The 26,459-nt window shown below is 71.7% G+C and carries 21 protein-coding genes; 9 read left to right on the forward strand and 12 right to left on the reverse strand.

All coding sequences use genetic code 11. The features are described from left to right. Positions 1-11 precede the first annotated feature (11 nt). Both O0S08_RS46805 and O0S08_RS46810 read right to left on the reverse strand, forming a co-directional pair. Positions 12-836, reverse strand: a complete 825-nt coding sequence (locus O0S08_RS46805; protein ID WP_269036045.1) for a hypothetical protein — start codon at positions 834-836, stop codon at positions 12-14. 139 nt (positions 837-975) lie between these two features. Beyond that, the gene (locus O0S08_RS46810; RefSeq protein ID WP_269036046.1) at positions 976-1,896 is read right to left on the reverse strand and encodes a hypothetical protein; all 921 of its coding nucleotides are present in this window, start codon (positions 1,894-1,896) and stop codon (positions 976-978) included. 387 nt (positions 1,897-2,283) lie between these two features. Between O0S08_RS46810 and O0S08_RS46815 the strand changes: the two genes are divergently transcribed. Further along, positions 2,284-3,093, forward strand: coding sequence for a class I SAM-dependent methyltransferase (locus tag O0S08_RS46815; RefSeq protein WP_269036047.1), 810 nt, complete (start codon positions 2,284-2,286; stop codon positions 3,091-3,093). A 62-nt stretch (positions 3,094-3,155) separates the two neighbouring features. Here O0S08_RS46815 and O0S08_RS46820 read toward each other — a convergent pair whose 3' ends face one another. Next, a complete protein-coding gene (locus O0S08_RS46820; RefSeq protein WP_269036048.1) occupies positions 3,156-4,118 on the reverse strand; it encodes a WD40/YVTN/BNR-like repeat-containing protein in 963 nt (320 codons plus the stop codon). Here O0S08_RS46820 and O0S08_RS46825 point away from each other — a divergent pair. The 5 genes from O0S08_RS46825 (at position 4,111) to O0S08_RS46845 (ending at position 9,196) form a co-directional block, all read left to right on the forward strand. Next, entirely contained in the window at positions 4,111-4,362 is a 252-nt protein-coding gene (locus tag O0S08_RS46825) for a hypothetical protein (RefSeq protein WP_269036049.1), read from the forward strand. The two genes, O0S08_RS46820 and O0S08_RS46825, sit on opposite strands and share 8 nt — an antisense overlap. A gap of 244 nt (positions 4,363-4,606) precedes the next feature. Beyond that, a complete protein-coding gene (locus tag O0S08_RS46830) occupies positions 4,607-6,304 on the forward strand; it encodes a DUF1592 domain-containing protein (protein ID WP_269036050.1) in 1,698 nt (565 codons plus the stop codon). Further along, the gene (locus O0S08_RS46835; RefSeq protein ID WP_269036051.1) at positions 6,301-7,722 is read left to right on the forward strand and encodes a DUF1552 domain-containing protein; all 1,422 of its coding nucleotides are present in this window, start codon (positions 6,301-6,303) and stop codon (positions 7,720-7,722) included. The genes O0S08_RS46830 and O0S08_RS46835 overlap by 4 nt, the downstream gene beginning before the upstream one ends. Positions 7,723-8,058: 336 nt before the next feature. Beyond that, complete coding sequence (locus O0S08_RS46840) at positions 8,059-8,244, forward strand: hypothetical protein (protein WP_269036052.1); 186 nt, start codon at positions 8,059-8,061, stop codon at positions 8,242-8,244. Positions 8,245-8,854: 610 nt separating this feature from the next. Then, positions 8,855-9,196 (forward strand): DUF4215 domain-containing protein, encoded by a 342-nt coding sequence (locus O0S08_RS46845; RefSeq protein ID WP_269036053.1) that lies wholly within the window; start codon positions 8,855-8,857, stop codon positions 9,194-9,196. Positions 9,197-9,505: 309 nt separating this feature from the next. Here O0S08_RS46845 and O0S08_RS46850 read toward each other — a convergent pair whose 3' ends face one another. The 3 genes from O0S08_RS46850 to O0S08_RS46860 all read right to left on the reverse strand — a co-directional run bounded on the left by O0S08_RS46850 (position 9,506) and on the right by O0S08_RS46860 (position 12,742). Then, complete coding sequence (locus O0S08_RS46850; RefSeq protein WP_269036054.1) at positions 9,506-9,844, reverse strand: hypothetical protein; 339 nt, start codon at positions 9,842-9,844, stop codon at positions 9,506-9,508. A 171-nt stretch (positions 9,845-10,015) separates the two neighbouring features. Further along, positions 10,016-10,789: a hypothetical protein gene (locus O0S08_RS46855; protein ID WP_269036055.1), complete on the reverse strand. Its 774-nt coding sequence runs from the start codon at positions 10,787-10,789 to the stop codon at positions 10,016-10,018. 132 nt (positions 10,790-10,921) lie between these two features. Continuing rightward, on the reverse strand, positions 10,922-12,742 hold the full coding sequence (locus O0S08_RS46860) for a histone deacetylase family protein (protein ID WP_269036056.1): 1,821 nt from the start codon (positions 12,740-12,742) through the stop codon (positions 10,922-10,924). 73 nt (positions 12,743-12,815) lie between these two features. Between O0S08_RS46860 and O0S08_RS46865 the strand changes: the two genes are divergently transcribed. Genes O0S08_RS46865 through O0S08_RS46875 form a run of 3 tightly spaced genes read left to right on the forward strand, consistent with a single transcriptional unit; the run spans position 12,816 to position 17,982 of the window. Then, the gene (locus O0S08_RS46865; RefSeq protein ID WP_269036057.1) at positions 12,816-13,499 is read left to right on the forward strand and encodes a hypothetical protein; all 684 of its coding nucleotides are present in this window, start codon (positions 12,816-12,818) and stop codon (positions 13,497-13,499) included. A gap of 33 nt (positions 13,500-13,532) precedes the next feature. Then, on the forward strand, positions 13,533-17,066 hold the full coding sequence (locus O0S08_RS46870; RefSeq protein ID WP_269036058.1) for a hydantoinase B/oxoprolinase family protein: 3,534 nt from the start codon (positions 13,533-13,535) through the stop codon (positions 17,064-17,066). 49 nt (positions 17,067-17,115) lie between these two features. Next, positions 17,116-17,982, forward strand: coding sequence for a prolipoprotein diacylglyceryl transferase (locus O0S08_RS46875; RefSeq protein ID WP_269036059.1), 867 nt, complete (start codon positions 17,116-17,118; stop codon positions 17,980-17,982). A 142-nt stretch (positions 17,983-18,124) separates the two neighbouring features. Here O0S08_RS46875 and O0S08_RS46880 read toward each other — a convergent pair whose 3' ends face one another. The 6 genes from O0S08_RS46880 to O0S08_RS46905 form a co-directional block, all read right to left on the reverse strand. Further along, the gene (locus O0S08_RS46880) at positions 18,125-19,330 is read right to left on the reverse strand and encodes a beta-propeller domain-containing protein (protein WP_269036060.1); all 1,206 of its coding nucleotides are present in this window, start codon (positions 19,328-19,330) and stop codon (positions 18,125-18,127) included. 386 nt (positions 19,331-19,716) lie between these two features. Continuing rightward, positions 19,717-20,190: a DUF4112 domain-containing protein gene (locus O0S08_RS46885; protein WP_269036061.1), complete on the reverse strand. Its 474-nt coding sequence runs from the start codon at positions 20,188-20,190 to the stop codon at positions 19,717-19,719. A gap of 94 nt (positions 20,191-20,284) precedes the next feature. Then, positions 20,285-22,777, reverse strand: a complete 2,493-nt coding sequence (locus tag O0S08_RS46890; RefSeq protein ID WP_269036062.1) for a DUF4215 domain-containing protein — start codon at positions 22,775-22,777, stop codon at positions 20,285-20,287. 669 nt (positions 22,778-23,446) lie between these two features. Next, positions 23,447-24,064, reverse strand: a complete 618-nt coding sequence (locus O0S08_RS46895; RefSeq protein ID WP_269036063.1) for a magnetosome protein MamC family protein — start codon at positions 24,062-24,064, stop codon at positions 23,447-23,449. Positions 24,065-24,346: 282 nt separating this feature from the next. Next, positions 24,347-24,535 (reverse strand): HvfA family oxazolone/thioamide-modified RiPP metallophore, encoded by a 189-nt coding sequence (locus O0S08_RS46900; protein WP_269036064.1) that lies wholly within the window; start codon positions 24,533-24,535, stop codon positions 24,347-24,349. 129 nt (positions 24,536-24,664) lie between these two features. After that, positions 24,665-26,425 (reverse strand): FG-GAP repeat domain-containing protein, encoded by a 1,761-nt coding sequence (locus O0S08_RS46905; RefSeq protein ID WP_269036065.1) that lies wholly within the window; start codon positions 26,423-26,425, stop codon positions 24,665-24,667. Positions 26,426-26,459: the final 34 nt, after the last annotated feature.

Below are 26,459 nucleotides of genomic sequence, written 5' to 3' on the forward strand. Positions count from 1 at the left end.
CGCCGCGCGGTTCAGAAGCAGATGAAGATGTCGCAGATGCCGAGGATGTTGTCCTTCACCCCCGCCGGGCAGCAATTCGACTGCGGGTTGTTCTCGTCGAAGATGCAGAACTCGCCCTGACCTGCGCACGTCAGCGTCTCGCAGCCGGACGTGTCGATCGTGCACGACGCGGTGCACGACAGGAGGCCCTGGTCGTAGCCGAGGCCGACGCAGCTCTGGCCGCCGAGCTGGGGCCCGTCGCACTGCTCCGCGCCCTCCTTCACCCCGTTGCCGCAGCTCGCCAGCGGCGTGCAGCCGGCCGTGTCGATGCTCTTGCAATTCGGCGCGCACACCAGGTTGCCGCCGCCGTAGCCGAGGCCGACGCAGCTCTTGCCGTTGAAGTTGGCGCCGTCGCACGCCTCGGCCATGTGGACCAGGCCGTCGCCGCAGGTGTAACAGCCGTCGGTGAACAGCTGGCAGTCGGGTCCGCACAGCAGGGTGCCGGCGCCGAAGCCCTCGGTCGTGCACGTGCTGCCGACCAGCGACTCGCCGTCGCAGGCCTCGTTCGCGTCGACGTTGCCGTCGCCGCACACCCCCGGAGGCACGGTCGTCGTCGTGAGCGGGTCGCTCGAACCCGGCGAGCTCGACGTCGGCGGCTCGCTGGTCCCGTCCTCGCTGCCGCCGCCGCCGCTGCTGCTGCTGTCGCTGTCGCCGGCCGACGAGTTCGGGTGGGCCGTGGTGATGGTCGGGTTGTTGGTGGTGGGCAGCGGGATCGACCCTGTGTCGCTGATGGTCCCCTCGGCGCACGCCATCAGCAGCGCGAACATCAGGCCCCACCCCGCGAACTTGTTCGGCATCCCATCCGAGCCTAACAGCGCCGGCCCAGCGATGAACTCGCCCCCGAGCCGCCCCCGCGCGCGCACGCGCCCGCGGACGCGAGAGGTTCCTCATTGCTCCGCGGGGCAGCGTCTGCGATCGCGCTCCTGCGCGATCGACTCACAGCGGCGCCCGCGTCGGGCACTCGCCCTCGCCCTGGAAGTCGCCGAGCGTGCGCGCCTGGGCCTCGAGGTAGTCGTACGCGGTGGTCACGGGGATCTGCGCGCCCGTCACCGAGTAGCCGAGCTCCGGCTTGAACACGTCGGCGGCCTTGACCATGCGCAGCTCGTCGAGCGTGACAGAGCCGTCGCGGTCGAGGTCGCTGTCGGCGATCCACTGCGCGCGCCGCTCGGTGATCTCGGCGCCCTGAGTGATGTTGGTGAAGAACCAGTGGTCGCCGTGGATGGTCGGCTTGATCTGCGCCGTCCCGCCCGACGGCACCGCGAAGCCGGCGTCGCCCTCCTCGGGCGCGCAGTCGTCGAACGACGTCCCGGCCGCGAGCCCCCACGCGAACTTCACCTCGGCCACCGCCACACAATCATCCGTGCCCGGCAGGCACGACTGGCCGTCGGCCTTGGTGATCGCGCCCTCGACGTAGATCGAGAAGCCGCTCTCGACCATGAAGTCGTGGTCGGCCGCGGAGGTCCCCTCGGCCGCCTCGGCCGCGGCCGAGGCGTTGGGGATGTCGTAGCCGACGCGGTCCCAGCGGACCGCCTCGACGTCGTCGAACTCGGTCAGCACGAAGCCGCCCGCCGGCAGGTTGAGCAGGTCGACCACGTAGACCGCGGGGTCGGCCAGCGAGGCCGACGCGTCGGCGCTGCGACCGGCGCGGAAGTTGCCGACCACCACCAGGAACTTGGTGTAGTTCGCGGCCCAGCCGTCGACGATGTTCTCCTCGCCGTCGCCGGCCTGCAGCCCCTCCGGGATGGTGTCCTCGGCCTCGACGAACACCTGCACCCTTCCGGTCGCGCCGCCTCCGCCGTTGCAGCCGGCGACGAGGGCGATGGCAGTGACGAGGACGAGGATCTTCGGACGTGGCATGACGACTCTCCTTGCGCGATGTCGCGGGGTGATTGCAAATTCTCGGACGGGCGCGCCGCGACCGTGCGGCCGCGCCTTCAGCCCGTGGCCGCCGAAGCCCTGCGCCGCGGGGCCCGCACCCTCGCGGCCGGCCCCGATCGCGCCGGACAGGCGATGCAGGGCGGCGGTCACGGCGCGACGGTACGCCGCGCGTTCTTGCAAGTCAAATTGCAAAAGACCTTCGCTTGCATCTACCGGCCCGCGGCCCGCCGCCCGTCCGCGCCGCCACGGCCGCGGCGCGCCCGTCCGTACTCGCACTCGATCTACTCTTGCAATGCGTTTGCAAAAATTGACCTTGCGCACGCCGGCGCGGCTTGTCGGGGGCCCGGGCGGCGGTCACCGTGTGGCATGACCCAACATTCGCCTCTCGCCGATCCGGCGTCGTGGAACCTCGTCGACGAGTGGTACGCCGAACGCGGCGTGCACTTCGTGATCCCCTACGCCCGCGACGCCATCGCCCTGGCCGCCCCGACCGCCGACGCGCGCGTGCTCGACGTCGCCTGCGGGCCCGGCACCCTCGCGCTGCAGGTCGCCCCCGCGGTCGCCCACGTCGCCGCCCTCGACTTCGCCGCGGCGATGATCGACCGCCTGCGCGAGCGGGCGACCCGGGCCGGCCTCGAGGTCGACGCCCGCGTCGGCGACGGCCAGGACCTGCCGTGGCCCGACGCGAGCTTCGACGCCGCCTTCTCGATGTTCGGCCTGATCTTCTTCCCCGACCTGGGCCGCGGCCTGCGCGAGCTGCATCGCGTGCTGCGACCCGGCGGCCGCGCAGTGATCGGCTCGTGGATGCCCTTCGACGCGTCGAACCCGCTCACCGCCCTGTTCGCGGCCATGCGCGCGGTGATGCCCGAGTCCCTGCCCGCCGGCGGCGGACCCCCGCTCGGCCAGCCCGACGAGCTCGCTGCCGCCCTGAGCGCCGCCGGCTTCGTCGACGTCCGCGTCCTGCCTGTCACCCACGAGTTCCGCTTCGCCGACGTCGACGCCCTGTGGACCTTCCAGGTCCGCGGCAACGCCCCGATCGCCCTGCTGCACCAGCGGCTGCCGCCGGAGCGCTGGCAGGCCTTCGAGCGAGAGGCGCTCGCCCGCCTGCGCGAGGCGTTCGGCGCCGGCGAGGTCGTCTACGCCCAGACGGCCCTGCTCGGCCTCGGCGTCCGCTGAGCGGCGATGTCCGAGGGGACATGTCCGGATGGACATGTCCTCTCGCTCGCGGTCCGCTCCGTCTACTCGGCCGGGCACCCGGCCCCGGGCGCGACCTCCCCGTGGGCCATGAAGTAGATCGGGTGGCTGCCCGTGAACGCCTCGGGGGCCAGCACCTCCCAGTTCACCCCGTCCTCGCTGCGGAAGAACCTCTGCTGCTCGTACCAGACCATCCAGCCGGCGTTCGCGGCCACGAACGTGCCCGCGGGGCTGCGGGCGATCTGCCCGATCGAGAGGTCCGCGGGCGAGATCGGCTCGCTCTGCCAGCTCGTCGCGTCGGCGCTGCGGTGCAGCGTCGAGCCCTCGTAGACAAAGAACTCCGAGCCGGTCCAGATCGGCGGCGACGACAGACCCGCCGCCACCGGCACGTACTCCCACGTGTCGCCGCCGTCGGTCGTGCGGCAGACGTGGCCGTTGCCGCTGGCCATGATGCCCACACCTGCCCCATAGGCCATGCCGATCACGTAGCCCCCGCACTGCGGCGGTCGCGTCGTCGCCGGCGTCCACGTCACCCCGTCGGGGCTGCGGACGATGGCCCGCTGCTCGCCGCTCTCGCCGGACACCACGAACCCCCCGGCCTCGTGCGGGAAGAACTCGATCGCGCGGGTGTTGATGCCGATGTCGAGCGGGCCGCCCTCGACCCACGTCTTGCCGAGGTCGTCGGAGATCTGCGTCGTCGAGTTGTTGGCGACGAAGCGGCCGTTGCCGAACGCGATGTCGGCGAACGTGGGGGTGTCGCCGAGCACCGTCTCGAACATCGCCGCGTCCTCGCTGCGGACCACCGAGCCGGGCGCGCCCCAGCCCCACGTCAGCACGAAGGTCTGCTCGCCGTGGGCGATCCCGCGGCCGGCGAAGGCGTTGTGATCGCAGTCGAGGCCGTCCTCGAAGCAGCGCACGCTGTCGTCCTGCGAGGTGTTCTGAATCCACGTGTGGCCGTCGTCGCACGAGATCGTCGTGCGCCCGTAGTGGCCCTGGGCGATGAACACGGGCACCGAAGTCACCGGCGGCGGCCCCGTCGTCGTCGACGTCGCCTCGGTGGTGATCGGCCCCTCGGTCGTCGTCACCGCCTCGGTCGTGCTCGTCGACGTGCTCGCAGTGGTCGTCTCGCTCGACGTGGTCGCCGACGTCGTCGGTGAAGACGTCACGTCCTCCGACGCGCCCGACGTCGACGTCGTCGATGTCGCCTCGCTGGTGCTGTCGATCCCCGCCGAACCCTTGCTACCGCCCTGACATGCGACGACCAGCGCCGCCCCGATCCACATCTGCCGCACCGAGCCACGGTAGCGAGGTCGCTACGGGCCTCGCAAGGTGTCATGAGACCCCATCGCATGCGCGCGCCCTCGCCTCGCGCGTGCGCGCGCGTTTGACAGCACCCCGCGGCCTCCTGTAGCTGTGATCGCCGCGCAGTGAGGCGAGGGCGGGAGGACTGGTGATGATCGACAGGCGACAGGCACGAGCATGGATGCTCGGTGGCATGGTGGCCCTGGGATGCAGCGGAGGCGGCGGCAACGACGACGACTCGGCGACCGCGGCCGTGACCGACGGCCCCGGCACCGCCACCGACGCGGCGACGACGTCGACGCCGACCACGAGCGAGGGCACCGGCGTCGACCCGACCGAGGGCGAGCCCGCCGAGTGCGAGGGCCCGCTCGACCCCGGCCCCGCGCCGCTGCGGCGGCTCACCCACACTCAGTACAACAACACCGTCCGCGACCTCTTCCCCGGCGTGACTCTGCCGCCGCAGACGATCGCGGTCGACCCGAAGGTCAACGGCTTCGAGAACAACGCCGACGTGCAGACCCCCTCGGCCCTGCTCATCGAGCAGTACCAGCGCGCCGCGCTGGCCGTCACCGAGGCCGCGTGGGCCACCCCCGAGGCGTTCCTGCCGTGCGCGATCGACGGCGGCGGCGAGCCGCAGCAGTGCGGTCACGGCTTCATCCTCGACTTCGGCGCGCGCGCGTTCCGGCGCCCGCTCACCGCCGACGAGGAGGCCGCCTTCCTCGGCTTCTTCGACCAGCAGCTGGCCGAGACCAACTTCTCCGTCGCGCTGCAGCTGACCACCCAGGCGCTGCTGCAGTCGCCGGCGTTCCTCTACTTCCTCGAGTTCGGCGGCGAGCCGGCCATCGGCGGCGAGGCCGTCGCGCTGACCGGCCACGAGCTGGCCACGCGCCTCAGCTACTTCCTGTGGGACAGCATGCCCGACGCCCAGCTGTTCGCGGCCGCCGCAGCCGGCGACCTCGACACCGCCGAGGGCCTCGCCGCCGAGGCGATGCGCATGCTCGAAGACGCCAGGGCCCGCAGCGCGCTCGTCAACTTCCACCGCCAGTGGTTCGACTTCGACGGCGTCGCGCTCATCAACCCCGACCCCGCGACCTACCCGAACTACACCCCCGACCTGCGCGCCGCCATGCGGGCCGAGCTCGACCGCTTCGTCGAGTCGACCCTGTTCGAAGGGCCAGGTACATTCGCCTCGCTGCTCACCAGCACCGAGACCGACGTCGACGCCACCCTCGCCGCCCTGTACGGCGTCGACCCGCCGCCGCCCGGCGAGTGGGCGCCCGTCCTCCTCGACTCCTCCCAGCGCAGCGGGATCCTCACGCGCGCCGGCTTCCTCGCCCGCACCGCCCACGCGGTCCACCCCTCGCCGGTCAAGCGCGGCGTGTTCGTGCTCGCGCGGCTGCTGTGCGTCCCGCCCGCGCCGCCGCCCGCCAACGTCAACACCAACCCGCCCGACGAGGGCCAGCCCGGCCAGCCGAAGACCAACCGCGAACGCTACGCCAAGCACACCGCGCAGGCCGACTGCGCCTCGTGTCACACCACGATCGACGGCGTCGGCTTCGGCTTCGAGCACTACGACGCGCTCGGCCGCTGGCGCGACCTCGACAACGGCGAGCCGGTCGACGCCAGCGGCGAGCTGATCGGCACCGACGTCGACGGCGCCTTCGACGGCGCGCTCGAGCTGTCGGAGAAGCTGGCCACCAGCACCCAGGCCCACAACTGCGTGGTCTCGCAGGTCTACCGCTACGCCCTCGGCCGCGGCACCACCGCGGACGACCTGTGCAGCCTCGGCGACCTGCGGGCCCAGTTCGCCGCCGCCAGCGGCGATGTCCGTGCGCTCCTCCTCGCCGTCGTCACCAGCGACGCGTTCCGCACCCGAAAGGAGGCCCCATGACCGCCTCGCACCTCCGCGCGCCGCGCCTGCGGCGGCGCAGCTTCCTCGGCGGCCTCGGCCTCGGCCTCGGCGCGCTCTGCTTGCCCTCGCTGCTGCCGCGAGGCGCCCGCGCCGAGCCGCCGGGCCCGGTCAAGCGGCTGCTGATGTTGATGACGGAGCACGGCACCGTCTATCAGAACTGGCGCATGCGCCCGGGCAACCTGCCCGAAGATACAGATTGGGAGGCGCCGCTCGGCGCGCTCGGTGAGGCCGACTTCAGCGAGATCTTGCGGCCGCTCCACGGCTACCGCGACCGCCTGCTGGTGCTCGACGGCGTCGGCATGGCGACCGGGCACATGACGGGGATCAACGAGCACGAGGAGGGCCACGCCACCTGTCTCACCGGCACTCTGGCGCAGCCGGTCGACGGCGGCGTCGCGCTCGCGGCCGGCCCCTCGATCGACCAGATCGTCGCCGGCGCGATCGCCGAGCCCGGCCAGATCGCCTCGCTGCAGGTGTCGCACGGCAGCTGGGCCTACAGCTACGATCCGAGCGGCAAGGCGCTGCCGTGGATCACCGACCCGTGGCAGCTCTACAGCAAGCTGTTCCCGAACGGCCCGGTCGACCCCAACGAGCCGCCCGACGACCTCAAGACGATCCGCGACCGCCAGAGCAGCGTGGTCTCCCTCGTGCGCGAGCAGTACAACGCGCTCGCGCCGAAGATGTCGGGCGAGGACAAGCTCAAGGTCGAGCAGCACCGCGACCTGCTGCACTCGCTCGGCCAGCAGCTCGAGAACCTGGCCAACATCGTCTGCGAGGCCCCGGCCGAGCCCGACGGCGGCCCGCCGTGGGAGGACCCGCAGTTCTACTTCCACCGCGCGCAGGTGTTCACGACCCTGACCACCCTGGCGCTCTCGTGCGACCTGACCCGCGTCGCAATGCTGGCCTTCAGCGGCCTGCGCAACGAACACGTCAGCGCCCCGCCCGGCGACCTCCACAACGATTACGCGCACCAGGCCTCGACCGACCCGACGGCGATGCAGGTGATGACGAACTACCACAAGATCCACGCCGAAGATTTCAAGAATATTCTGGCGGCGCTGGACGCCGTGCCGAGCGAGAGCGGCACGCTGCTCGACGACACTCTGGTGATTTGGGGCAACGAGCTGTGCACCGGCGAACACAGCATGAACCAGTGGCCGATCGTGATGGCCGGGGCCACCAGCCATTTTAAAACGGGGCGCTACGTCCGCTGGGCCCAGAAGAATATTATTAAAGGGACGTGGGGCGACGAGCCGCAGGGGCCGCCGCACAACCGCCTGCTGGTGTCGATCGCCAAAGCCATGGGCGCCGACGTCGACCAGGTCGGCGAGACCAGCGTGACCCTCAAGGGCGACACGCAGCTGCCCACGACCGGCGAGCTCGACCGCCTGACCTGAGAACAGAAGCGAGGCAGCGCTCGTGGACTGCTTGCAGCCCACGAGCCCCGTTCGCAATTCACGAGCGAGCGCGCCGCACGAAATGCGGGTTTGAATCGACCGGCAGCATCGCTGACCCTCGGCAGCCGGCGAACCCTCCACATCGAGATGCATCCCCGCGGCCTCGCGCGATTGCGAGTGTCCGTAGCCTTGCGCCTCCCTTGCTCGGAGCCCATCTACATCCTTGCTTCCAAGGATGCTGCCTCGCCCGCAGCCACGCTACTGCCTTGGCGGTGCGCACGCCGGCCTGCCGAATGTTTCTACGTCGTTGTTCTCTCGCCCTCGCCTCGCGCCGCAATGCCTCTACGCCCTTGCTCTCGCCCGCGGCCCTACTGCATCGAGCCGATCGAATCGACCTACGTCCTTGCTTCAAATTCGCAGACCTACGCCCTCTCGCCCGCGGCCTACTGCATCGAGCCGATCGAATCGACCTACGTTCTTGCTTCAAGTTCGCCGGCCTACGCCCTCGCTCTCTCACTCTGAGGCCTACTTCCTTGCGCAGGCGATTAGCCTACGCCCTTGGTTGGCACTCACCCTACGCTTCGCAATCGACACCTACGCCCTTGCTCTCACCTCGCACGCCAGCCCTCTACGCTCTTGCTCTCGTCCCGGCAGGCCCCAGGGAGCCCCCCTTGGCTCGCACTCGCAACATCTACGGCCTTGCTCGCCCGAGCCACGTCCTCGCGCAGACACGCAATCTCCTACGGCCTTGCTCTCCGCGAGCTCCGCAGCGCACGCTTGCCTTTCTTCGTTCCCTTGCGCGCACTGAGCTGTCTCGGCGTCCTGCTTCCTCGCGCTCTACTCCCTTGCGCCATTGGCTCCCGGCGCCCCTACGTCCTTGCACGCTCGCTGGTCGCGGGTTCAAACGGCCAGCGTCTTCGCGCCTGCGCAGCTGCCGGAGCCTCTACTGGCTTGCTGATGCTCGCGAGCATGAGCGTGGACGAGACACGGCGCATCGTGGGAGCCCGTCGCCCTCGCTGCGAGATTGCCCCCACGATAGCGACGGTTGACAGGCCTCCGACGCTCATGACATCGTCGCGCGATCTCGCGCATCGGCCTGCTTCTGCCCTCCACGCTGCTCCTGGCCGGCTGTGTGGCACCTGGCCTGAAGTACATCCAGTCGCTGCCGATGACGACGACCACGACCGGAGACTCGAGCACCGGGGACGACGCCTCGACCACGATCATGACGACCACCGAAGCCGCGAGCGAGAGCGACGGCGAGAGCGCCGGCGATGCCTCGGACTCGGGCACCACGGCGATGACCGAGAGCACCGGCTCGACCTCCGGCGGCATCGACACCACCACGACCGGCACCACCACCGGAGCCACGGACCCAGTGTGCGGTGACGGCGTCGTCGAGGGCGACGAGGAGTGCGACGGCGCCAACGACATCGTGGGTGACCGCTGCCACGACTGCACCAAGAACCGGTGAATCTTCGCCTCTGCCGCGCTCCACAACGACGGTGACCTCGGCGGCCTCGAGGGCGACGGCGGGTGCCGTCAATACGCCCTGCAGAGCGGGCTCGCCGACGACACCTGGAAGACCTTCATCGCCTGGCTCTCCGACGCCGACCACGACGTCCGCGATCGCCTCTACCCGGGCGCGGTCGCTACGTCCGCACCGACGGCGTCATCGTCGCCAAGACCGTCGAACAATTTTTCAGCGGCTCGCTCGAGGCGCCGATCAGCGTCGACGAGCACGGGCCATGCAGCGCGCTATCGCTATTCGCTAGTCCCTCGCTCAAGTCGGACGATTCGCACCACCACCGGCCGCCTCCTCGAGCAGCGACCGGACGCGCTCCGGCTCGGAGCAGGTCAACAGCACGTGCTCCTCGACGTCGATGCGGTACGCGACCTCTCGCGGCTCGCGGCCCTCGTCGAGCAGTTCGTAGACGATGAACGTTCCTCCCGCCGGGAATCTGCGCCAGGCCCAGGGGATCGGCCCGAGGCCGCGGATCCACGTCACCCCTGCGGCATCGACGCCGACCCGTTCCCAGGAGACGAGCGCGATCGACCCGAGCAGCGCGAGTGGCCCGAGCCACCACACGATGGGGACGAGGCCGAGGAGAACCACCAGCAAGACCACCCCCGCGGGCGACCAGCCGAGCCATCGTCCGCCGGTCGGTGTGCGCCGCCATGTCCAGATGCGCCCTCTCTCCCTCATTCGTCGCCTTCAGCCTGCATCAGGCTCGCCTGCGGGCACGTCGATGTCATGCAGACATGACCGATCGAACATATCAATAAATCGCCTTCATTCTGGCTTCGTCCAGGTGTCGTCTTCCACCCGGCTCTCCGCCGCTTTCAGCGTCAGCTTCGACGCCTTCGTGACGACCCCCGCCAACTTGTCGTGCCAGTCGACGCGCAGGCCGTCGCCGGGGGCGAGGAGCAGCCAGTCGCCGGCGATCACCTCGGGCACGAAGAAGCCGCGGGACTCGCGGTACTTGTGCTCCTCCGAGTTGTCGAGGGCGCAGGCCAGGAGCGGCTCGGCGTACCGTGAATGCTCGCTGGTCTCGAGCTTGCGGCAGCGCAGCAGCCACCGCTGCGGCGCCCCATTCTCGAGCAGCAGCTCGCGGGCACAGCGGGTATCGTCGGTGTTCAGCTCGATGTGCAGCCATTCGCCCGCGAGCTCCCAGCGGCCGCGGTAGCCCTGCTGCTCGGCAGCATACGCATTGTGGCGCACATCGGGGCCGTTGTAGCTGCTGCGTGTGCGGATGCCCCGGCACGCGTTGGCCTGGCCGTCGGCGTTCAGGTTCAGCACGAAGGAGGCCCGGGTGTCCTCGTGGGCCACGTTGCGGTGCTGCTTGCCCGACAGCGTCCTGCGGATGTCGACCGCGTAACGACCCGGCGGGCCGAAGCCCGCCGGCTCGACCTCCGCGGCGGGCGTCGGGGGCTCGGCTTCGGGCGCGGGCACGGCGGGCTTCGCTCGCGCCCGCGAGGCCGAGTCATGGCCGGTGCACGCGAGCAGGGCCCAGGACAGCACCGCGAGGGCCCCGATCGACAATCTCTCCCCGCGCAAAGGCGACATGCCCGAGCAGCGTACCCGAACCGGCGCGGGCGAGCGAACGAGCGCGCTCGCGCAGCTCGGGACAGGCTCGCCTCACTCGGACCCCCCGGCCGCCGTCGTGCTCTCGCGGCCCGGCGCCCGGGCTCCATGCATTCACCGCGGAGACGACAGCTGGAAGCGGAACTCGTCGGCGGCCTCGTCGATCGCGCGCAGGTAGTTCTCCGGGTCGAGCTCGGCCTTGAGCTCGTCGGACAGCGGGAAGATCATCGGGGCAGGTTCGTACGAACATGTCCTTCCGGACTGGTCGACCACACGGCCCTCGTGCAGCGCGTGCGCTGCCTCGGCCAGGCTGGCGCCGGGCAGGGCCTCGCGGATGGCCCGCATGCGCGCGGCGGCGCGGGGGTCGACGAAGCGCAGCCGCTTCTGCCACTGCACCGCGAGGTGGTACTGCGACGGCGTGACGACCAGGCCGGCCAGACCGACGCGCTCGCAGGCGATGATCAGCAGGGCGACGACCTCTTCAAAGAGGCCGAGGCCGGGGTGGCGCTGGCCGGGCAGCGCGGGCTTGTCGGGAGAGAACTGCTCGCGCGGGTTCTGCAGCAGCAGCCAGTCGATCGCCAGCAGCTCGAAGCCGGGGATCGTCCGCCGGTCGCGGCGCACCACCAGCTCGAACAGCAGCTCCTTGTGCTCCGCGTCGCCGAAGATCTTGAGGATGTGCCGCTGCGGGTCGACGAGGTTGAACTCGAGCGACGGCTGAAAGCCCTTGCCGCGCAGGCGGCCGAGGAAGCCGTGCCGCTCGAGCGCCAGCTCGAGACCCTGCTTGGAGTAGTAGCCCAGGAACCGCGGCTCGCGGGCGGTCGCGGCCAGGCTCGGCACCAGGTCCTCGAGCGTGAGGCCGAGGTCGTCGCCCTCGCCGGTGAGCTCGGCCGGCTTGAGCAGCGCCGCGTAGTGACGCGCGCGCATCAGCGTCAGCTCGTCGTTGTCGGGCGGCTCGAACCCGCGGTGGCCGCTCTGCAGCCACGCGAAGCTGCGCGCGCTGTGCTGCCAGGTGACGGGCCCGTAGCCGCCGGCGAGGCAGACCACCACCGCGGCGTCGGGCGCGAGCTCGCGGATCGCCTCGAACACCGCGATGTCGCGCTCCAGCATGCCCTCGCCGCTGATCTGCCACACCCCGATCTTGTCGCCCTGGGCCGGGTCGGTGCCGGCGAGAAAGTAGATCAGCCGCGGCCGGTGCTGGCGCAGCGCCTCGGTGAGGTGCAGCTGCACCGTCTCGAGGTAGAGCGTGTCGCCGACGACGTCGCCGAGCGCCACGCTGGTCGACGCGACCGCCTCGGTGTCGCCCCAGTGGTGGTTGTGGATCGACAGCGTGAACACGCTGGGGTCGTCGGCGAACAGCGCCCGCGTGCCGTCGCCGTCGTGCTGGTCGAGGTCGACGACGAGGACGCGCTCGTGGAAGCCGAGCGCGCGCTGCTCGGCGATCGCCACCGCGACGTCGTTGAACACGCAGAAGCCGCGGCCGATCCGGCGGTGGGCGTGGTGGAACCCGCCGCCGAGGTTGATGGCGATCTTGCCGGTGCCGAGGGCGATGTCGGTGGCGGCCATGGTGCCGCCGGTCATGGCCCGCTGGAGGTCGAGGATCCGCGCAGTGTCGACCTCGCTGACCTCGAGGCCGCCGAGGATGTCGATCATGACCTCGGGGCGCTGACAGGCGTCGAGGTAGGCGTCGTCGTGGACCCGCCGGATCGCGTGGTACGTGGCCAGCGGGGGCCGCCGCACCTGCTCGAAGGTGACGAGGCCCTCGGCCGCGAGGGCGGTGAGGATCCGTTCGCCGCGCACCTCGTCGACCGCGGAGCCCGGCCACGAACACTCGTAGTGCGGGCCGTAGACGAAGGCCGCGGGCGGCGGCCGCAGGCGCGCGAACATCTGATTGGCGCGGCGCCGCAATTGACGAAAGATCTTCTCGCCGGTCGTCATCGCCCGAGCGCATGGATGGCACGTCCCCCGCGGTTTGGCAACGCTGGCTCGTCCCGCTACGATCAGCGTCACGATGCACGCCTCGTCTCGTCGGCTCGCCGCGGTGCTCCTCGTCGGCCTCCACTCGACTTCCGGGACAGGTTGTGCTGCGCCGCGCGACGCGACCATCGTCCGCGAGCTGCCGAACGTCGACTGGCTCGCCGCCCGCGTCGACGAGCTGGCCCGCGTCGACCTGTTGCGCGGGGCGCCGCCGCTGGCCCAGGCGCGGCTGGGGGCCCTCGACACCGAGCTGCGCGTGTGGGTCCGGACGCCTGCTCGGCGCGCTCTGGTCGAGGTGCGCAGCGGCGCCGACGGCGTCACCGGCGAGATGTGGGTGTTCTGGTCGGCACCCACGCAGGAAGAGGACGACGGCATGTTCGCCGAGTACCGCGACTGGATCGACTGCGACGACCGGCGCAGCGGCCACGGCCTCGGGATGTGTCGGCCGCGACCGCGGCAGCCGGTCGACTGGGAGATGGTCGCGACCCGGCTGCAGCCGGCGTGGAAGCTGCCGGACCAGGCGAAATTTGCGCCCCCGGGCCAGGTCGACGGCCAGCTGATGATCGTCGAGCGGCGGGACGGCCGGCGCGGCGAGGTCGTCCACTGGGACGTCGGGGCGCCGATCGCCACCGACCCCGGGCGCAAGGAGTCGGCCCGCGCGGAGGAGGTCTGGGAGGCGCTGTGGGACACGCTCAGCCTGGCCGAGCCGGCCACGTGAGCAGCGCCGCGGCGACGTGGTAAGGAGACCGCGATGCGCGAGGAGCTGTGGGAGTTCTGGATCGACCGCGGCGGGACGTTCACCGACTGCGTCGGTCGTGCGCCGGGCACCGGCCGGCTGCGCGCGATCAAGGTGCTGTCGACCGACGACGCGCCGCTGCGGGCGATCCGCGGGCTGCTCGGGCTCGCCGAACACCAGCCCATTCCTCGCTGCCGGATCCGCCTCGGCACCACAGTCGCCACCAACGCCCTCCTCGAGCGCAAGGGCGCGCCCACGGCCCTGCTCATCACCCGCGGCTTCGCCGACCTGCTCGAGATCGGCGACCAGGCCCGACCCGAGCTGTTCGCCCTGGCGATCCACAAGCCGCCGCCGCTGCCCGCCGCGGTGGTCGAGGTCGACGCCCGCAGGGCGGCCGACGGCGAAGTTCTTGTGTCTCCGGAGACAGGTTCTTTGGAACATGTGCTCCGGGACATTCATTCTCGCGGCCTGCGCAGCGCCGCGGTCGCGGTGATCCACGACCACCGTGACGGCGGGCTCGAGCGCGAGGTCGGGGCGGCCGCGCGGGCGGCCGGGTTCGAGGAGGTGGTGCTGTCGCACGAGGTCGCGCCGGCGCAGGGGCTGCTGGCGCGGGCGGAGACGGCGGTGGTCGACGCCTACTTGACGCCGCTGCTGCGCGCCTACGTGCGCGGGCTGCGAGAGCGCCTGGGCTCGGCGGAGCTGCAGCTGATGCAGTCGAGCGGCGACCTGTGCGCGGCGGAGCGGTTCCGCGGGCGCGACGCGGTGCTGTCGGGGCCGGCCGGCGGAGCGGTCGCGTGCGCGACGATCGCGGCGCGGCTCGGCCTGTCGCAGGTGATCGGCTTCGACATGGGCGGGACCTCGACCGACGTGGTCCGCTGGGGCGGCGAGCTCGAGCGCAGCTACGAGACGCGGGTGGCCGGCGTCCGCCTGCGCACGCCGATGCTGGCGGTCCACACGATCGCGGCCGGCGGCGGATCGATCTGCAGGTACCGCGATCGCAAGCTGTCCGTCGGGCCAGACAGCGCCGGCGCCGATCCGGGGCCGCTGTGCTACGGGCGAGCGAGCGCGCAGGCGTTGACCCTGACCGACGTCGACCTCGTGCTCGGCCGCCTGCACCCGGCCCGCTTCCCGTTCGCGCTCGACCGCGAGCGCTCGTTCGCCGGGCTCGAGGCGCTGACCGAGGAGGTCCATGCCGGCGGGGCCGCGATGTCGCCGCTGCAGGTCGCCGAGGGGCTGCGGCAGATCGCCGACGAGCGGATGGCGGCGGCGATCCGCGACGTCACGGTCCGGCGCGGCCACGACGTCCGCGAGCACGCGCTGGTCGTGTTCGGCGGGGCCGGGGGGCAGCACGCGTGCGCGGTGGCGCGGGCGCTGCAGATCCGCACGCTCGTGTTCCACCCGCTCGCCGGGGTGCTGTCGGCCGTCGGCATCGGCGCCGCGCGCCCGGGCTGGCACGGTCAGGCCGACGTCGGCGGCGTCCCGCTGGAAGAATCACTGGACCTTTCGGACATGTTCCAGAGGCTAGAGCGCGAGGGACAGGCGGCGCTGGCGGCCGAGGGCGCGCTGGAGGTGTCGGCGGTCCAGCGGGTCGACCTGCGCTACCGCGGCACCCACGTGGCGCTGACGATCCCGTGGGGCCCCGGGCTGCGGGCGGCGTTCGAGCAGGCCCACGCGCGCGAGTTCGGCTACGCCCGCCCGGACCACCCGATCGAGGTCGTCAGCGCGCGGGTCGAGCTGGTGGTCAGCGACGAGGCGGTCGGCGGTCAGCTGCCCGAAGAGACCGCCTGCCCGGATATTCCTGACCGTTCGGACATGTGGATCGCGGGCCAGTGGCGGCTGGTGCCGACGCTGCGGCGCGAGGCGATCGTCGCCGGGCAGGTGGTCGAGGGGCCGGCGCTGATCCTCGACGCGACGGCGACGATCGTGCTCGAACCGGGCTTTGTCGCCGAGCTGGCGGCCGACGGCTGCCTGGTCGCGCGCGACGTCGCGGGCGCCGAGCCGGTGCGCGCCGGCGAGGTCGACCCCGTCAGCCTCGAGATCATGAGCGCGCGGATCTCCGGCATCGCCCGGCACATGGGCGTGGTGCTGCAGCGGACGGCGCTGTCGACCAACATCCGCGAGCGGCTCGACTTCTCGTGCGCGGTGTTCGACGCCGAGGGCGGCCTGGTGGCCAACGCGCCGCATATCCCGGTCCACCTCGGGGCGATGAGCGAGTCGATCCGCGGCGTGCTGGCGGCGCACCCTTCGCCGCGGCCGGGCGACGTGTTCGTCACCAACGACCCCGCCGCCGGTGGTTCGCACCTGCCCGACATCACAGTGATCGCGCCGGTGCACGACGCCGCGGGCGCGCTGTGCGGGTTCGTCGCCAACCGCGGCCACCACGCCGACGTCGGCGGCATCACGCCCGGCTCGATGCCGCCGGACGCGCGCAGCCTGGCCGAGGAGGGCGTGGTGTTCCGCGCGTTCCCGGCGGTCCGCGGCGGCCGGCTCGACCGCGCCGGGGTGCTGGAGATCCTGACCCAAGGGACATGGCCGGCGCGGCGCCCGGAGGAGAACCTCGCCGACCTCGAGGCGCAGATCGCGGCCAACCAGGCCGGGGCGCGGCTGCTGCGAGAGCTGGCGGCGAGCTGCGGCAGCGCGGCGCTGGCGAGCTATCTGCGGGCGATCCAGGACGACGCCGCGGCCTGCGTCGCCGAGCTCGTCGCGCGCATGCCGGCCGGCGCGCGCCGCTTCGTCGACGCGCTCGACGACGGCACCGCGATCGCGGTGACGCTGTCGACCCACGGCGAGCGGCTCACGGTCGACTTCACCGGCACCGGGCCGCAGTCGCCGAGCAACGCCAATGCGCCGCGCGCGGTCACCGTGTCGGCGCTGCTGTACGTGCTGCGCGTGCTGGCGGGGCGGCCGATCCCGCTGGCCTCGGGGTGCCTGCGGGCGGTCGACCTGGTGCTGCCGGAGGGCACGATCCTGTCCCCGGGGCCAGGTGCGGCGGTGGCCTCCGGCAACGTCGAGACGGCGCAGCGCGTGGTCGACGTCCTGCTCGGCGCGCTGGGGGCCGCGGCCGCCAGCCAGGGCACGATGAACAACCTGAGCTTCGGCGACGCGGGCTTTGGTTACTATGAGACGATCGGCGGCGGCAGCGGCGCAATCGCCGGAGAGGCCGGCGCGTCCGGGGTGCACACGCACATGACGAACACGCGGATCACCGACCCCGAGGTGCTCGAGGCGCGATTTCCGGTGCGCGTGCATCGGTTCGCGCTGCGCCGCGGTTCGGGGGGGATCGGGCGCTGGCGCGGGGGCGACGGGCTCGTGCGCGAACTCGAATTCCTGCGCGGCGGGATCGAAGTCTCGATCGTGGCGGAGCGGCGCAGCAGAGCGCCGTTCGGGCTCGCAGGCGGGGCTCCGGGGGCTTGCGGGCGCAATTCGCTGGACGGCGCGGAGCTGCCTGGGCGCGCGCGGACCACGGTGCAGGCCGGTCAGCGGCTCACGATCGAGACGCCCGGCGGCGGAGGCTACGGCGAGCCCGGCTCCGGCCCCGGGGCGCGCTGAGGCCGGGGGTTTTGCAGGGCCGGGGGGCATAAGCTACCTTGCGGCTCCGATGCTCGAAGCACTGATCCCGTACATCAAGCCGCCCGAGAAGCTGATCGCCGATCTTCCCGTCATCGGGCCGCTCAAGCTGCAGGTGTTCGGGCCGCTGGTCGCGCTGGGCGTCATCCTCGGGTACCACCGCTGCCTGGCGTTCGCGAAGAAGCGCGACATGGACGAGTTCGTCGCGCGCGACCTGATGTTCTACATCCTGATCACGGGCTTCGTCATCTCGCACTGGGTCTCGGTGCTGTTCTACTTCCCCGAGGACGTGGCCCGGAACCCCGCGGTGCTGCTGATGATCTGGAACGGCCTGTCGAGCGTCGGCGGGTTCTTCGGCGCGCTGGTCGGGTTCTTCTGGTACCTGCGCAAGATGAAGCAGCCGTACCTGATCTGGGCCGACATGCTGGTGTTCGGCCTGCTCGTCGGCTTCACCTTCGGCCGCCTCGGCTGCGCCCTCGTCCACGACCACCCCGGCGCCATCGTCGACCCGTCGCACCCGCTCGCCGTCGGCCCGTGGCCGGGCGGCGAGTACCGCTTCGACAACGGCCTGCTCGAGTTCATGTACCTGGTGCCGATCGTCCTGTTCGTGCACTTCGTGTTCAACTGGGCCAAGTCCGCCCCGGGCCGGATCGCCGGCCTCACGTGCCTGCTCTACGCGCCGTTCCGCTTCTCCCTCGACTTCATGCGCGAGAAGGACAAGCTCTACTTCGGCCTCACCACCGCCCACTACGCGACGATGATCATCCTCGCCATCGGCGTGTACCTGCTGTTCATCCGCAAGGCGAAGCCCGAAGACTTCGCCTACGCCAAGGACAGCGAGCGCATCGCCCAGGAGCGCGCCGCGGCCGACGCCAAGGCCGCCGCCGCGTCGACCTGAGCGGCCGTGTGACCGCGCCCGGCAGGGCGGCCCGGGGTACCGGCGCCGCCCGGTTTGTTTTTTGGCGCGAGAGGACATGTCCCTCAGCACATGCCCGATCGGGCATGCGCTTCAGAGCATGTCTCTTTCTTTTAAAATCTCGTCAGCGCGGGCTCCAGCGCGGCAGCCAGTCGGCGCCCTTGCGCTCGGTGAGGCGGGTGACGCCGGTGCCGTCGGGGCGCATGAGGTAGAGCTCGGGGTCGCCGTCGCGGTCGGAGGCGAACACCAGCAGCTTGCCGTCGGGCGAGAAGGTCGGCTCGCGGTCGGAGCTGGTGCCGGCGGTGAGCGGGGTGATCGCGCCGGTCTTGAGGTCGGCGCGGCGCAGCGCGCCCTGCTGCGGGCCGGTGCGGGTGCTGAAGACGAGCGCCTGGCCGTCGGGCGTGAAGGTCGGCTCGGCCTCGGCCGGCTCGAACTTCTGGTCCGGCGCGGGCGCGTCGGGCGTCAGCCGCCGCAGCTCGGTCCCGTCGGCCTTGCACAGGAAGATCCGCTCGGCGCTCTCGCGGTTGCTCAGGAACGCCAGCAAGCCGCCGTCCTTCGACCACACCGGGCCCCAGTCGTCGAGCTGGAAGTGGGTGATGCGCTTCACCTCGCTGCCGTCGGCGCGCATGACGTAGATCTCGGCGTTGCCGTCGCGGCTCGAGACGAAGGCGATCTGCCGCCCGTCGGGCGACCAGGCCGGCTCGTAGTTGCCGGCCGGGTGATCGGTCAGGCGGTTCAGCTTCGGCTTCGCCCGCTCGGACAAGTCGAGGCCATAAATGTCGCGGAAGCTCGAGAAGGCGGCCTCGAACGCCAGGGTGCGGCCGTCCGGCGACCACGCCGGGCTGCGCACCTGCGGCGCGGCGTCGCTGCGCCACAGCGGCTCGCCGAGCTCACCCGCCTCCGTCAGGGGCCGGACCTCGATGCGCTCGAAGTGGGCGCCCTCGTGCTCGTCGACGGTGATGACCGCCATCAGCTCGCCGCCGGGCGCGACCGGACCGGGCAGCACCGACGGCGGGCCGGCGCTGGCTGTCCCTCGAAGCATGGTCTTTGCGCCCTGTCCTGAAGGCAAGACGACGTCGATGGTCGCGCCGTCCTCGCGCTCGGCGAGGTGGAAGATCCGCCCGGGCGCGGAGGCTCGCTCGGCGTCGGTCAACGGGGGCCCGGCGGGGACCGCAGGCTCGGCCGGGGCCGGCGCCGGGGTCGGGGGCTCGGCAGGGGCCGCGGGCGCGGCCGGGGCCGGCTTGGCCGGGGTCTCGGGAGCGCCGCCGCACGCGGCGACGAGGACGCCGCCGAGGACGGCGGAAGTGAAGGTCGTGAAGCGTCGATGCATCGCGCGGCCGTTCGTGGCGAGGAGGTGCGACGATGGCTCATAGCGCAGTTGTGCCGGCGCCGGCAACCCGAGCGGGCCGATCGCGCGAGGATCGCGGGCGCGCCCGGGAGGTACGTGAGGCTCGCTCGCCGCCCTGCGAGCCCGAAGGCGTGCACCACGCTCGTGAGTCACGCGCGCCCGAGCGCGAGCGCAGGTCGTCACGCCTCACGCCTCACTGCACGAGCGCTGCAGGCGTCCGCGCGCGAGAGGTTGCGGCGCTCCACCGGCACGGGCAGTGCGCGCACGACAGGTGGCGGCGATCGACCGGCACGAGCAAGCGCGCGCTCACCAGCCCAGCGCGCGCACGGCCGCGAACACCAGCTACCCGCGGTTCGACCGGCGCGCGCTCACCAGCCCAGCGCGCGCACGGCCGCGAACACCAGCCACCCGATCAGCGCGGCGATGCCGACCGGGATGAGCACCGCGGCCACTGCCGCGGCGACCACGAGCCGGCGATCGAGGGTGCGGCGCCGCGCGGGGTCGGCGAGGTGACCCTCGAGCAAGGCGAGGTTGCGCTGGTTGGCCTTGAAGCCGAAGTCGAAGATGTCCCCGAGGACAGGCACGGTGCCGACCACGGCGTCGACGAGGACATTGCCGGTCATGCGCGCCAGCGTGGCCGGCGACGCGCCGAGGGCCGCCGCGCGGACGACGATCCAGCCCGACAGCGCGGACGAGACGGTGTCGCCGAGGCCGGGCGCGAGGCCGAGGAGCGGGTCGAGGCCGACGCGCCATTCGGTGCCGGGGATCCGCACCGCATTGTCGAGCCAGGTGGCGATCTGCCGCACGTCGTCGGGCGCGCGCTCCTGCGGCTCACGAGGCATGCGGACAGGATGGACGCCCGCCCGCAGTCATGCAACACGCAGAGCCCCAGGACGCGGCGCCGGCACGACCGCCGGCGCCGCGAGGCCGGCGAGCTCAGCGGACGAACACCGCGCCGAACGTCGCCAGGTTCTTCTCGCCGTTGTCGCCGCCGCAGCTGGCGAGGTCACCGACGGAGTAGCCGATGACGCTGCACTGGCCCCCGTCGCCGCCGATGCCGATGTACGAGTCGGGCGAGTTGCAGTCGTTCTCCTGGTTGGAGACGACGCCGATCCGCGTCCGCGGCCAGCCCGCCACGTTCCACGGCACACTATTGAAACCCTCGCGGTTGCAGTTCGGCTGCAGCGAGCTGTTGTCGATCAGGCTCTTCCACGCGTTGCGGCCGACCGCGGTCGCGACGTAGCCGGCGTTCATCAGGTTCTGCAGCGAGGGCCGGTTGAGGCCCGCGAGCTTGATCGTCTTGAGCACCAGCGGGCCGTTGCCGATCGGGTACTCCATGCCGACGAGGACGTCGTTGAACGGCACCGTGTTGAAGCTCTGCAGCTTGGCCTCGTTGTGGTCGAGGTCGGGGAACTGCGGCTGGTACGTCGCGGTGTTGGTCCACAGCGCGGCGGCGTAGGTGAAGGTGCCCTGGGTGCCGTTGGCCTTGAGCGCGAGGGTCCAGCCGCCGCCGTCGATCGTCATCTCGCAGAAGACGTTGAACGGCTGCTGAACCCCGGCGCCGTCCGGATCGATCGGGTAGACGCCGTTGCCGGCGCCGGGTGTGGCCTGCTTGATCGCCTTGCAGCTGGTGGCGATCCCGCACTTGCCGGCGTTGCAGTAGCCGCTGGTGCAGTCGAGGCCGCCCGTGCACTGCAGGTCGAGGCCGCACTTGCCGCACGAGCCGCCGCAGTCGACGTCGGTCTCGCTGCCGTTCTTGACCCCGTCGACGCAGGTCGGCAGGACGCACTGGTTGCTGCAGAAGTCGTTGCCGACCTGGTTGCCGTCGTCGCACTGCTCGACGCCCTGGTAGACGACACCGTCGCCGCAGCTGGCCGACTTGCAGGTGTTGAGGCAGGCGTCGCCGTTGGAGAGGTTGCCGTCGTCGCACTGCTCGCCCTTGCCGGGCTGGACGAAGGTGTCGCCGCAGATCGGGTTCTTGCAGGCGAGGGTGCAGGCGCCGGTGTTGCTGTTGCTCGCGCCGGCGTCGCACTCCTCGCCGGGCTGCTTGAAGCCGTCGCCGCAGGTGGCGAGCTTGCAGACGTTGGTGCAGGCGTCGTCGTTGCTCTGGTTGCCGTCGTCGCAGGCCTCGCTCGGGCTCTTGTCGCCGTCGCCGCAGACGTTGAGCTTGCACGTGGCGTTGCACGCCTTGCCGGGGCCGTTGTTGCCGGGGCCGTCGTCGCACTGCTCGACGTTGGCCTGGATCAGGCCGTCGCCGCAGACCGCGAGCTCGCAGGCGACGGTGCAGGCGCCGCTGTCGCTGTTGTTGCCGCCGAGGTCGCACTGCTCGCCCTCGTTGGGCTGGTGGATGCCGTCGCCGCAGGCCGGGAGCTCGCAGCTGTCGGTGCAGCCGTCGTCGTCGTCGCCGTTCTGCGCGTCGTCGCAGTCCTCGCCGGGGTCGAGGGTGCCGTTGCCGCACTCCTCGAGCTTGCAGGTGGCGGAGCAACCGTCGCCGGGGTCGAGGTTGCCGTCGTCGCAGGCCTCGCCGGGGCCCTGGTCGCCGTCGCCGCAGGTGTTGAACTGGCACTGGTTGTTGCAAGCCTTGCCGGGGCCGTTGTCGACGCCGTCGTCGCACTCCTCGAGGCCGTCGCCGGTGTTGTAGAGGGCCCCGTCGCCGCAGACGTTGAGCTTGCAGGCGGTGGTGCAGGCGGCGTTGTCGGCGTTGTCGTTGCCGTCGTCGCACTCCTCGCCGACGCTCTCCTGGACGTGACCGTCGCTGCAGGTGGCGTCGGTGCAGGTGTCGGTGCAGTCGTCGGTGTCGTCGTCGTTGCCGTCGTCACACTGCTCGGTCGGGGCGACGATGCCGTCGCCGCAGCTGGCCAGAGCGCAGGCATTGGTGCAGTCGTCGGCGTCATCGTCGTTGCCGTCGTCGCAGCCCTCGCCCGGACCGACGGCCCCGTCGCCGCACACGTTGTTGCTGCAGTCGGCCTTGCAACTGTTGGTGTCCATGTTGTCGGCGCCGTCGTCACACTCCTCGCCGGGGCCCTGGTCGCCGTCGCCGCAGGTGTTGGCCTGACACTGCATGTTGCACGGCTTGCCCGCGCCGTTGTCGGGGCCGTCGTCGCAGGCCTCGCCCGGATCGACGTGGCCGTCGCCGCACACCGGATCGGGCCCGCCGGTCGTGGTGTCCGTGGTGCCGCCCGTGGTGGTCTCGCCGGCGGTCGTCGGCTCGCCGGTGGTCGTCTCGCCCCCGCTCATGCCCTGCGTCGTCGTCGGCGTGTCGGTGACACCGACGGTCGCCGTGGTCGTCGGCGCTCCCGTGCTGGTCTGCACGTCGCTCGTGCCGCTCGAGGTCTCGCTCGCGCTGACCGTGCCGGCCGTGTCGGTCTCGCCGCACGCCGCCAGCAACAAGGTGGTCGAAAGGACAGATCGCCGCAGTCCAAGCTCCATAATCCGCATGTTCACCCTCCACGCCCCGCCGACGGCTCACCCCACTGGGGGCGAATTTCCACGCATTGTCGCCACGAGACCCCATATGCGTGCCAGAAGCCGCACAGGCGCACAAGCGGCCGATCTGCTCGCGCCTGGTGAGGACAGGCGCGCGGGTTCGAGCGCGCGAGAGGGGGCGTCGGCGAGTAGGCAGCAGGCTCGGACGGAAGAACAGCGGTCCTTGCCACTGCCGCCGCCGATCACGCGGCGGACTCGTGGCCTCGAGGTCGCTAACTTCGATCGCCGGCGGCACGCGGGGAGTCGGGGCGTCGCGAAGGACTGCTCGCAGACGAACCCGGGCCACAAGCGAGTGCTCGGCAACAGCGGGGCGACGAAAAGACCGTCCGCGGAGCCGTGGCCGGTGCTCGACGTCGGCTCGGCCCTCGCGCGGCAGACCGACGCGGCCTTCCTGTGCTCGACGCCGACTCAGGCCGCGTCGTCACACGACGATGGGAGCCGCGGAGCCTCGGCGGACTCGACAGCGACCGGCCCGCCTCGACGGACGAGCGCCGACGCAGACGTTGCGGGAGCCGGACACCGACTCGTCACGCAGCGACCGGCATGGCGCCCTCGCGTGCCTGCGCAGGTACGAGCCCCACCGCGGGTTTTCTGCGAGAGCTCGACGCCGGCTCAGACCGCGGCCGGCAGCGGGGCGACCGGCTTGCTCGCGCGGTTGCGGGCGAACAGGCGGCTCAGGCCGAGCTTGGTGGCCAGCGCCGTACCTGTCCCAATGGCCATGACCGCAGGGGCAGCCATGCCGCCGGTCAGCGCGACCGCGCCGGCGGCCACGAGCACGCCGACCGAGGTGGAGGCGGCGCCGGTGCCGGCCTCGACGGAGGCGTGCACACAGGCCTGCTTGCGGGTCATTGTGCCGCGGCGGTAGGCCATCACGCCCTCGGCCGCGCCGAAAGCGGCGTCGACGACGAAGCCCACCACACCCGCTCGCGCGGCCGTGCGCACGATCTGGGCCCCCGCGGCGCGGGCCGTGGTGACCACCGCCAGGCTGGCGACCTCGGCCGCGCCGGCCTGCACCGCCGCGTCGACCAGCAGCGAGGGCGCCGCCGCCGCCACGGCCCCGCTCGCGGTCCGCGTCAGCACTGTCTGCAGCCCCGCCTGGGCCACCGTCGGGAGGACTTCGCGTCCGCCGGCGTCGTACAGCGTGCGGGCGGCCGTGCGGGCAGCGAGCGCGGCCTGGCCGGCGAGCGCTCCCATGACGAGATCGCGGTGACTGCGGGCAGAGTCGGGCATGGTGAACACGCTAGCAAACCGACCGGAAGAAGGCCCGTGCTCGCCGCGAGGCGCTGGCACACGCGCGCTGCGGGGCGCGCAGGCGCTTACGCAGACGCGGCGCCGAGTCCGCGCGGCTCGAAGCGGACTTCGCAGGTCCCGACGCACATGGTCTATCGGGCAGGTTATTCCTGCGTGTCGATCGCCGAGGCTCCGACGGCCGACGACTCGACCACGGCTTCACGTTTCCACATGTCCTCAAGGACATGTCCTTCACGAGGCCGTCGCCGCGTCGTCGACGGGCTAGCCGCCGCACTTGCCCTCGCCGCACTTGCCCTCCTGGGCCTTCCTGAAGCTGCTGGGCGGAGGCTTGGGGACCTCCTGCGCGTCGGGGACGGGCGCCTTGGCCTCGTCCTTCTTGGGAGCGTCGGTCTTCGAGGCCACGCCGGGATTGCTCGGAGTGATCGTCACGACTTTCTTCGGGTCGCTCATGAGGGTCGTCCTGACCGGCCACTCTAACACGGCGCCCGTGACCAGCATTCGTCGCGCTGGCGAACGCCGTGAAGCCGCAGACGCAGATGAAATCGGGCGGCATGGCTGTCCCTTCGGACAGCCATGCCCTCACGGCACCAGGCCGTTGCGCAGGTTGTTGCCGCGGCCGGTCGGCCACAGCAGGCACGAGGCGGTCGAGCCGGGCACGGTGTAGACACGCACGCTCTCGACCATGTCCTCGGCGTCCTTGAGCGAGACGACGATATCGGCCTGGCCGTCGCCGTCGACGTCCGCGAGGGTGGGCACCGGCATCGCTCCGCGGCGCGGCAGGGGCAGCTGGTGCTGGACGGCGCCGTCGTTGCCGAGCACGAACAGGGCGCCCTTGTCGTCGCCGGTGCTGTAGCTGTTGAACACGACCTCGGGCGCGCCGTCGCCCGAGAGGTCGCCGATCGCCACGCCGCCGGCGGCGACCTCGGGGTCGGTGGTGTACTCGGTGCTCCACAGCACCTGACCGGCGGCGCTCACTGCGTGCACGCGCCCGTCGAAGCCGACGAACACGATCTCCAGGCCCGCGTGGTCGGCCCGCAGGTCGGCGACCGCGACCTGGTTGGTGATGCCGACGATGTTGGTGTCGCCGTAGTCCCACAGGCCCGAGAGGTAGTCGGGCAGGTGCACCGGCGGGTCGAAGCCGGGGCGCCGGCTGGCATCCGCGCCGACGACCCACACCGCGACGCCCTTCTCGCGCTCGCTCTGGGCCGCGTTCTGCACGCTGCCGAGCATGATGACCTCGCGCTGGCCGTCGCCGTCGAGGTCGGCGATCGCCGGCGCGGTGTTGGTGAAGTGGGCCTGCAGCGCGGTCTCCTCGTCCTCGGCGTAGCCCTGCACCGCCTCGGCGAGGAGGTGCAGGTAGCGGACGCCGGGGGTCTTGGTGACGGGGAAGATGTCGGCGGCGTCGAACGCCTCGCCGCTGCCCTTGTGGATGCTGGCGTAGGCGTTGTCGTGCGGCGCGACCAGGTCGGCCTTGCCGTCGCCGTCGAGGTCGCCGACGGCCAGGTTCTGGTCGTAGCAGCCGGCCAGGTAGCACTTGTCGTCGCAGCCGGAGCTGCCGCTCTGGTTGGGCGGGAAGCCCGGCAGCGGGCTGCCGTCGCTGCGCCAGGCGTGGACGACGTCGGTCGGGCCGCCGTGGCCGACGCTGACGGCGATGTCGAGCCCGCCGTCGCCGTCGAGGTCGCCGGCGGCGATGCTGCGCAGCTCGTCCTCCCAGGTGACCGGAAAGCCAGGTGCGATCGCACCTGTACTATCGAGCAGGTAGACTTGATCGCGGGCGGCGAACGCGATCTCGAGCTCGGGCCCGCCGATGAAGTCCGCCACCACCGGGCTCGACCAGATCCGCCCGCCCTCGGCCTCGAATTTAAATAGAACCTCGCCGTCGGCTGCCCAGGCCAGGAGCGCCTGCCCGCGCGGGACGATCACCTCGTTGTCGCCGTCGCCGTCGAGATCGGCGACCGCGGGCGAGCCGAGCCAGGCCTCTTCCCAGCGATCTTTCAAAGTGATCGAAAGGACAGGTTCGGCGGCGACCGCCGGGCCGCCGCCGCCGTCGCAGCTGGGCGCGGGCGGCTCGCCGGTGTTGCCCTCGGTGGTGCCCCCCGGTTCGCCGGTCGGGTCGAAGCCGGTCGTCGACCCCGGCGCGTCGGTGCTGGCCACGCTGTCGCCGACCGTCGTGGTGGTCGGGCCGACGGGACCCTCGGTGGAAGAGATCGAGGTGGGCGGATCGGTGGCGCTACCGGTGGGCCCGCCGTCGCTGTCGTTGGCCCCGGCCGCGGTGCTGCAGGCGATCGCCATCACCGGCAAGCCTGCGCCCAAGATCCTCCACGTCGTCCTCGCCCTCATCGCCGCACCTCCGCCGCCGACGATACGCCAAAGC

The sequence above is a fragment of the Nannocystis punicea genome (genome assembly GCF_026965555.1).
Lineage (GTDB): Bacteria > Myxococcota_A > Polyangia > Nannocystales > Nannocystaceae > Nannocystis > Nannocystis punicea.

Coding starts and splice junctions, on each gene's coding strand:
- O0S08_RS46805 (WP_269036045.1), bottom strand. CDS start 836: ATGCCGAACAAGTTCGCGGGGTGGGGCCTGATGTTCGCGCTGCTGATG.
- O0S08_RS46810 (WP_269036046.1), bottom strand. CDS start 1,896: ATGCCACGTCCGAAGATCCTCGTCCTCGTCACTGCCATCGCCCTCGTC.
- O0S08_RS46815 (WP_269036047.1), top strand. CDS start 2,284: ATGACCCAACATTCGCCTCTCGCCGATCCGGCGTCGTGGAACCTCGTC.
- O0S08_RS46825 (WP_269036049.1), top strand. CDS start 4,111: ATGAACACGGGCACCGAAGTCACCGGCGGCGGCCCCGTCGTCGTCGAC.
- O0S08_RS46830 (WP_269036050.1), top strand. CDS start 4,607: ATGGTGGCCCTGGGATGCAGCGGAGGCGGCGGCAACGACGACGACTCG.
- O0S08_RS46835 (WP_269036051.1), top strand. CDS start 6,301: ATGACCGCCTCGCACCTCCGCGCGCCGCGCCTGCGGCGGCGCAGCTTC.
- O0S08_RS46840 (WP_269036052.1), top strand. CDS start 8,059: ATGCCTCTACGCCCTTGCTCTCGCCCGCGGCCCTACTGCATCGAGCCG.
- O0S08_RS46855 (WP_269036055.1), bottom strand. CDS start 10,789: ATGTCGCCTTTGCGCGGGGAGAGATTGTCGATCGGGGCCCTCGCGGTG.
- O0S08_RS46860 (WP_269036056.1), bottom strand. CDS start 12,742: ATGACGACCGGCGAGAAGATCTTTCGTCAATTGCGGCGCCGCGCCAAT.
- O0S08_RS46865 (WP_269036057.1), top strand. CDS start 12,816: ATGCACGCCTCGTCTCGTCGGCTCGCCGCGGTGCTCCTCGTCGGCCTC.
- O0S08_RS46870 (WP_269036058.1), top strand. CDS start 13,533: ATGCGCGAGGAGCTGTGGGAGTTCTGGATCGACCGCGGCGGGACGTTC.
- O0S08_RS46875 (WP_269036059.1), top strand. CDS start 17,116: ATGCTCGAAGCACTGATCCCGTACATCAAGCCGCCCGAGAAGCTGATC.
- O0S08_RS46880 (WP_269036060.1), bottom strand. CDS start 19,330: ATGCATCGACGCTTCACGACCTTCACTTCCGCCGTCCTCGGCGGCGTC.
- O0S08_RS46885 (WP_269036061.1), bottom strand. CDS start 20,190: ATGCCTCGTGAGCCGCAGGAGCGCGCGCCCGACGACGTGCGGCAGATC.
- O0S08_RS46890 (WP_269036062.1), bottom strand. CDS start 22,777: ATGGAGCTTGGACTGCGGCGATCTGTCCTTTCGACCACCTTGTTGCTG.
- O0S08_RS46895 (WP_269036063.1), bottom strand. CDS start 24,064: ATGCCCGACTCTGCCCGCAGTCACCGCGATCTCGTCATGGGAGCGCTC.
- O0S08_RS46900 (WP_269036064.1), bottom strand. CDS start 24,535: ATGAGCGACCCGAAGAAAGTCGTGACGATCACTCCGAGCAATCCCGGC.
- O0S08_RS46905 (WP_269036065.1), bottom strand. CDS start 26,425: ATGAGGGCGAGGACGACGTGGAGGATCTTGGGCGCAGGCTTGCCGGTG.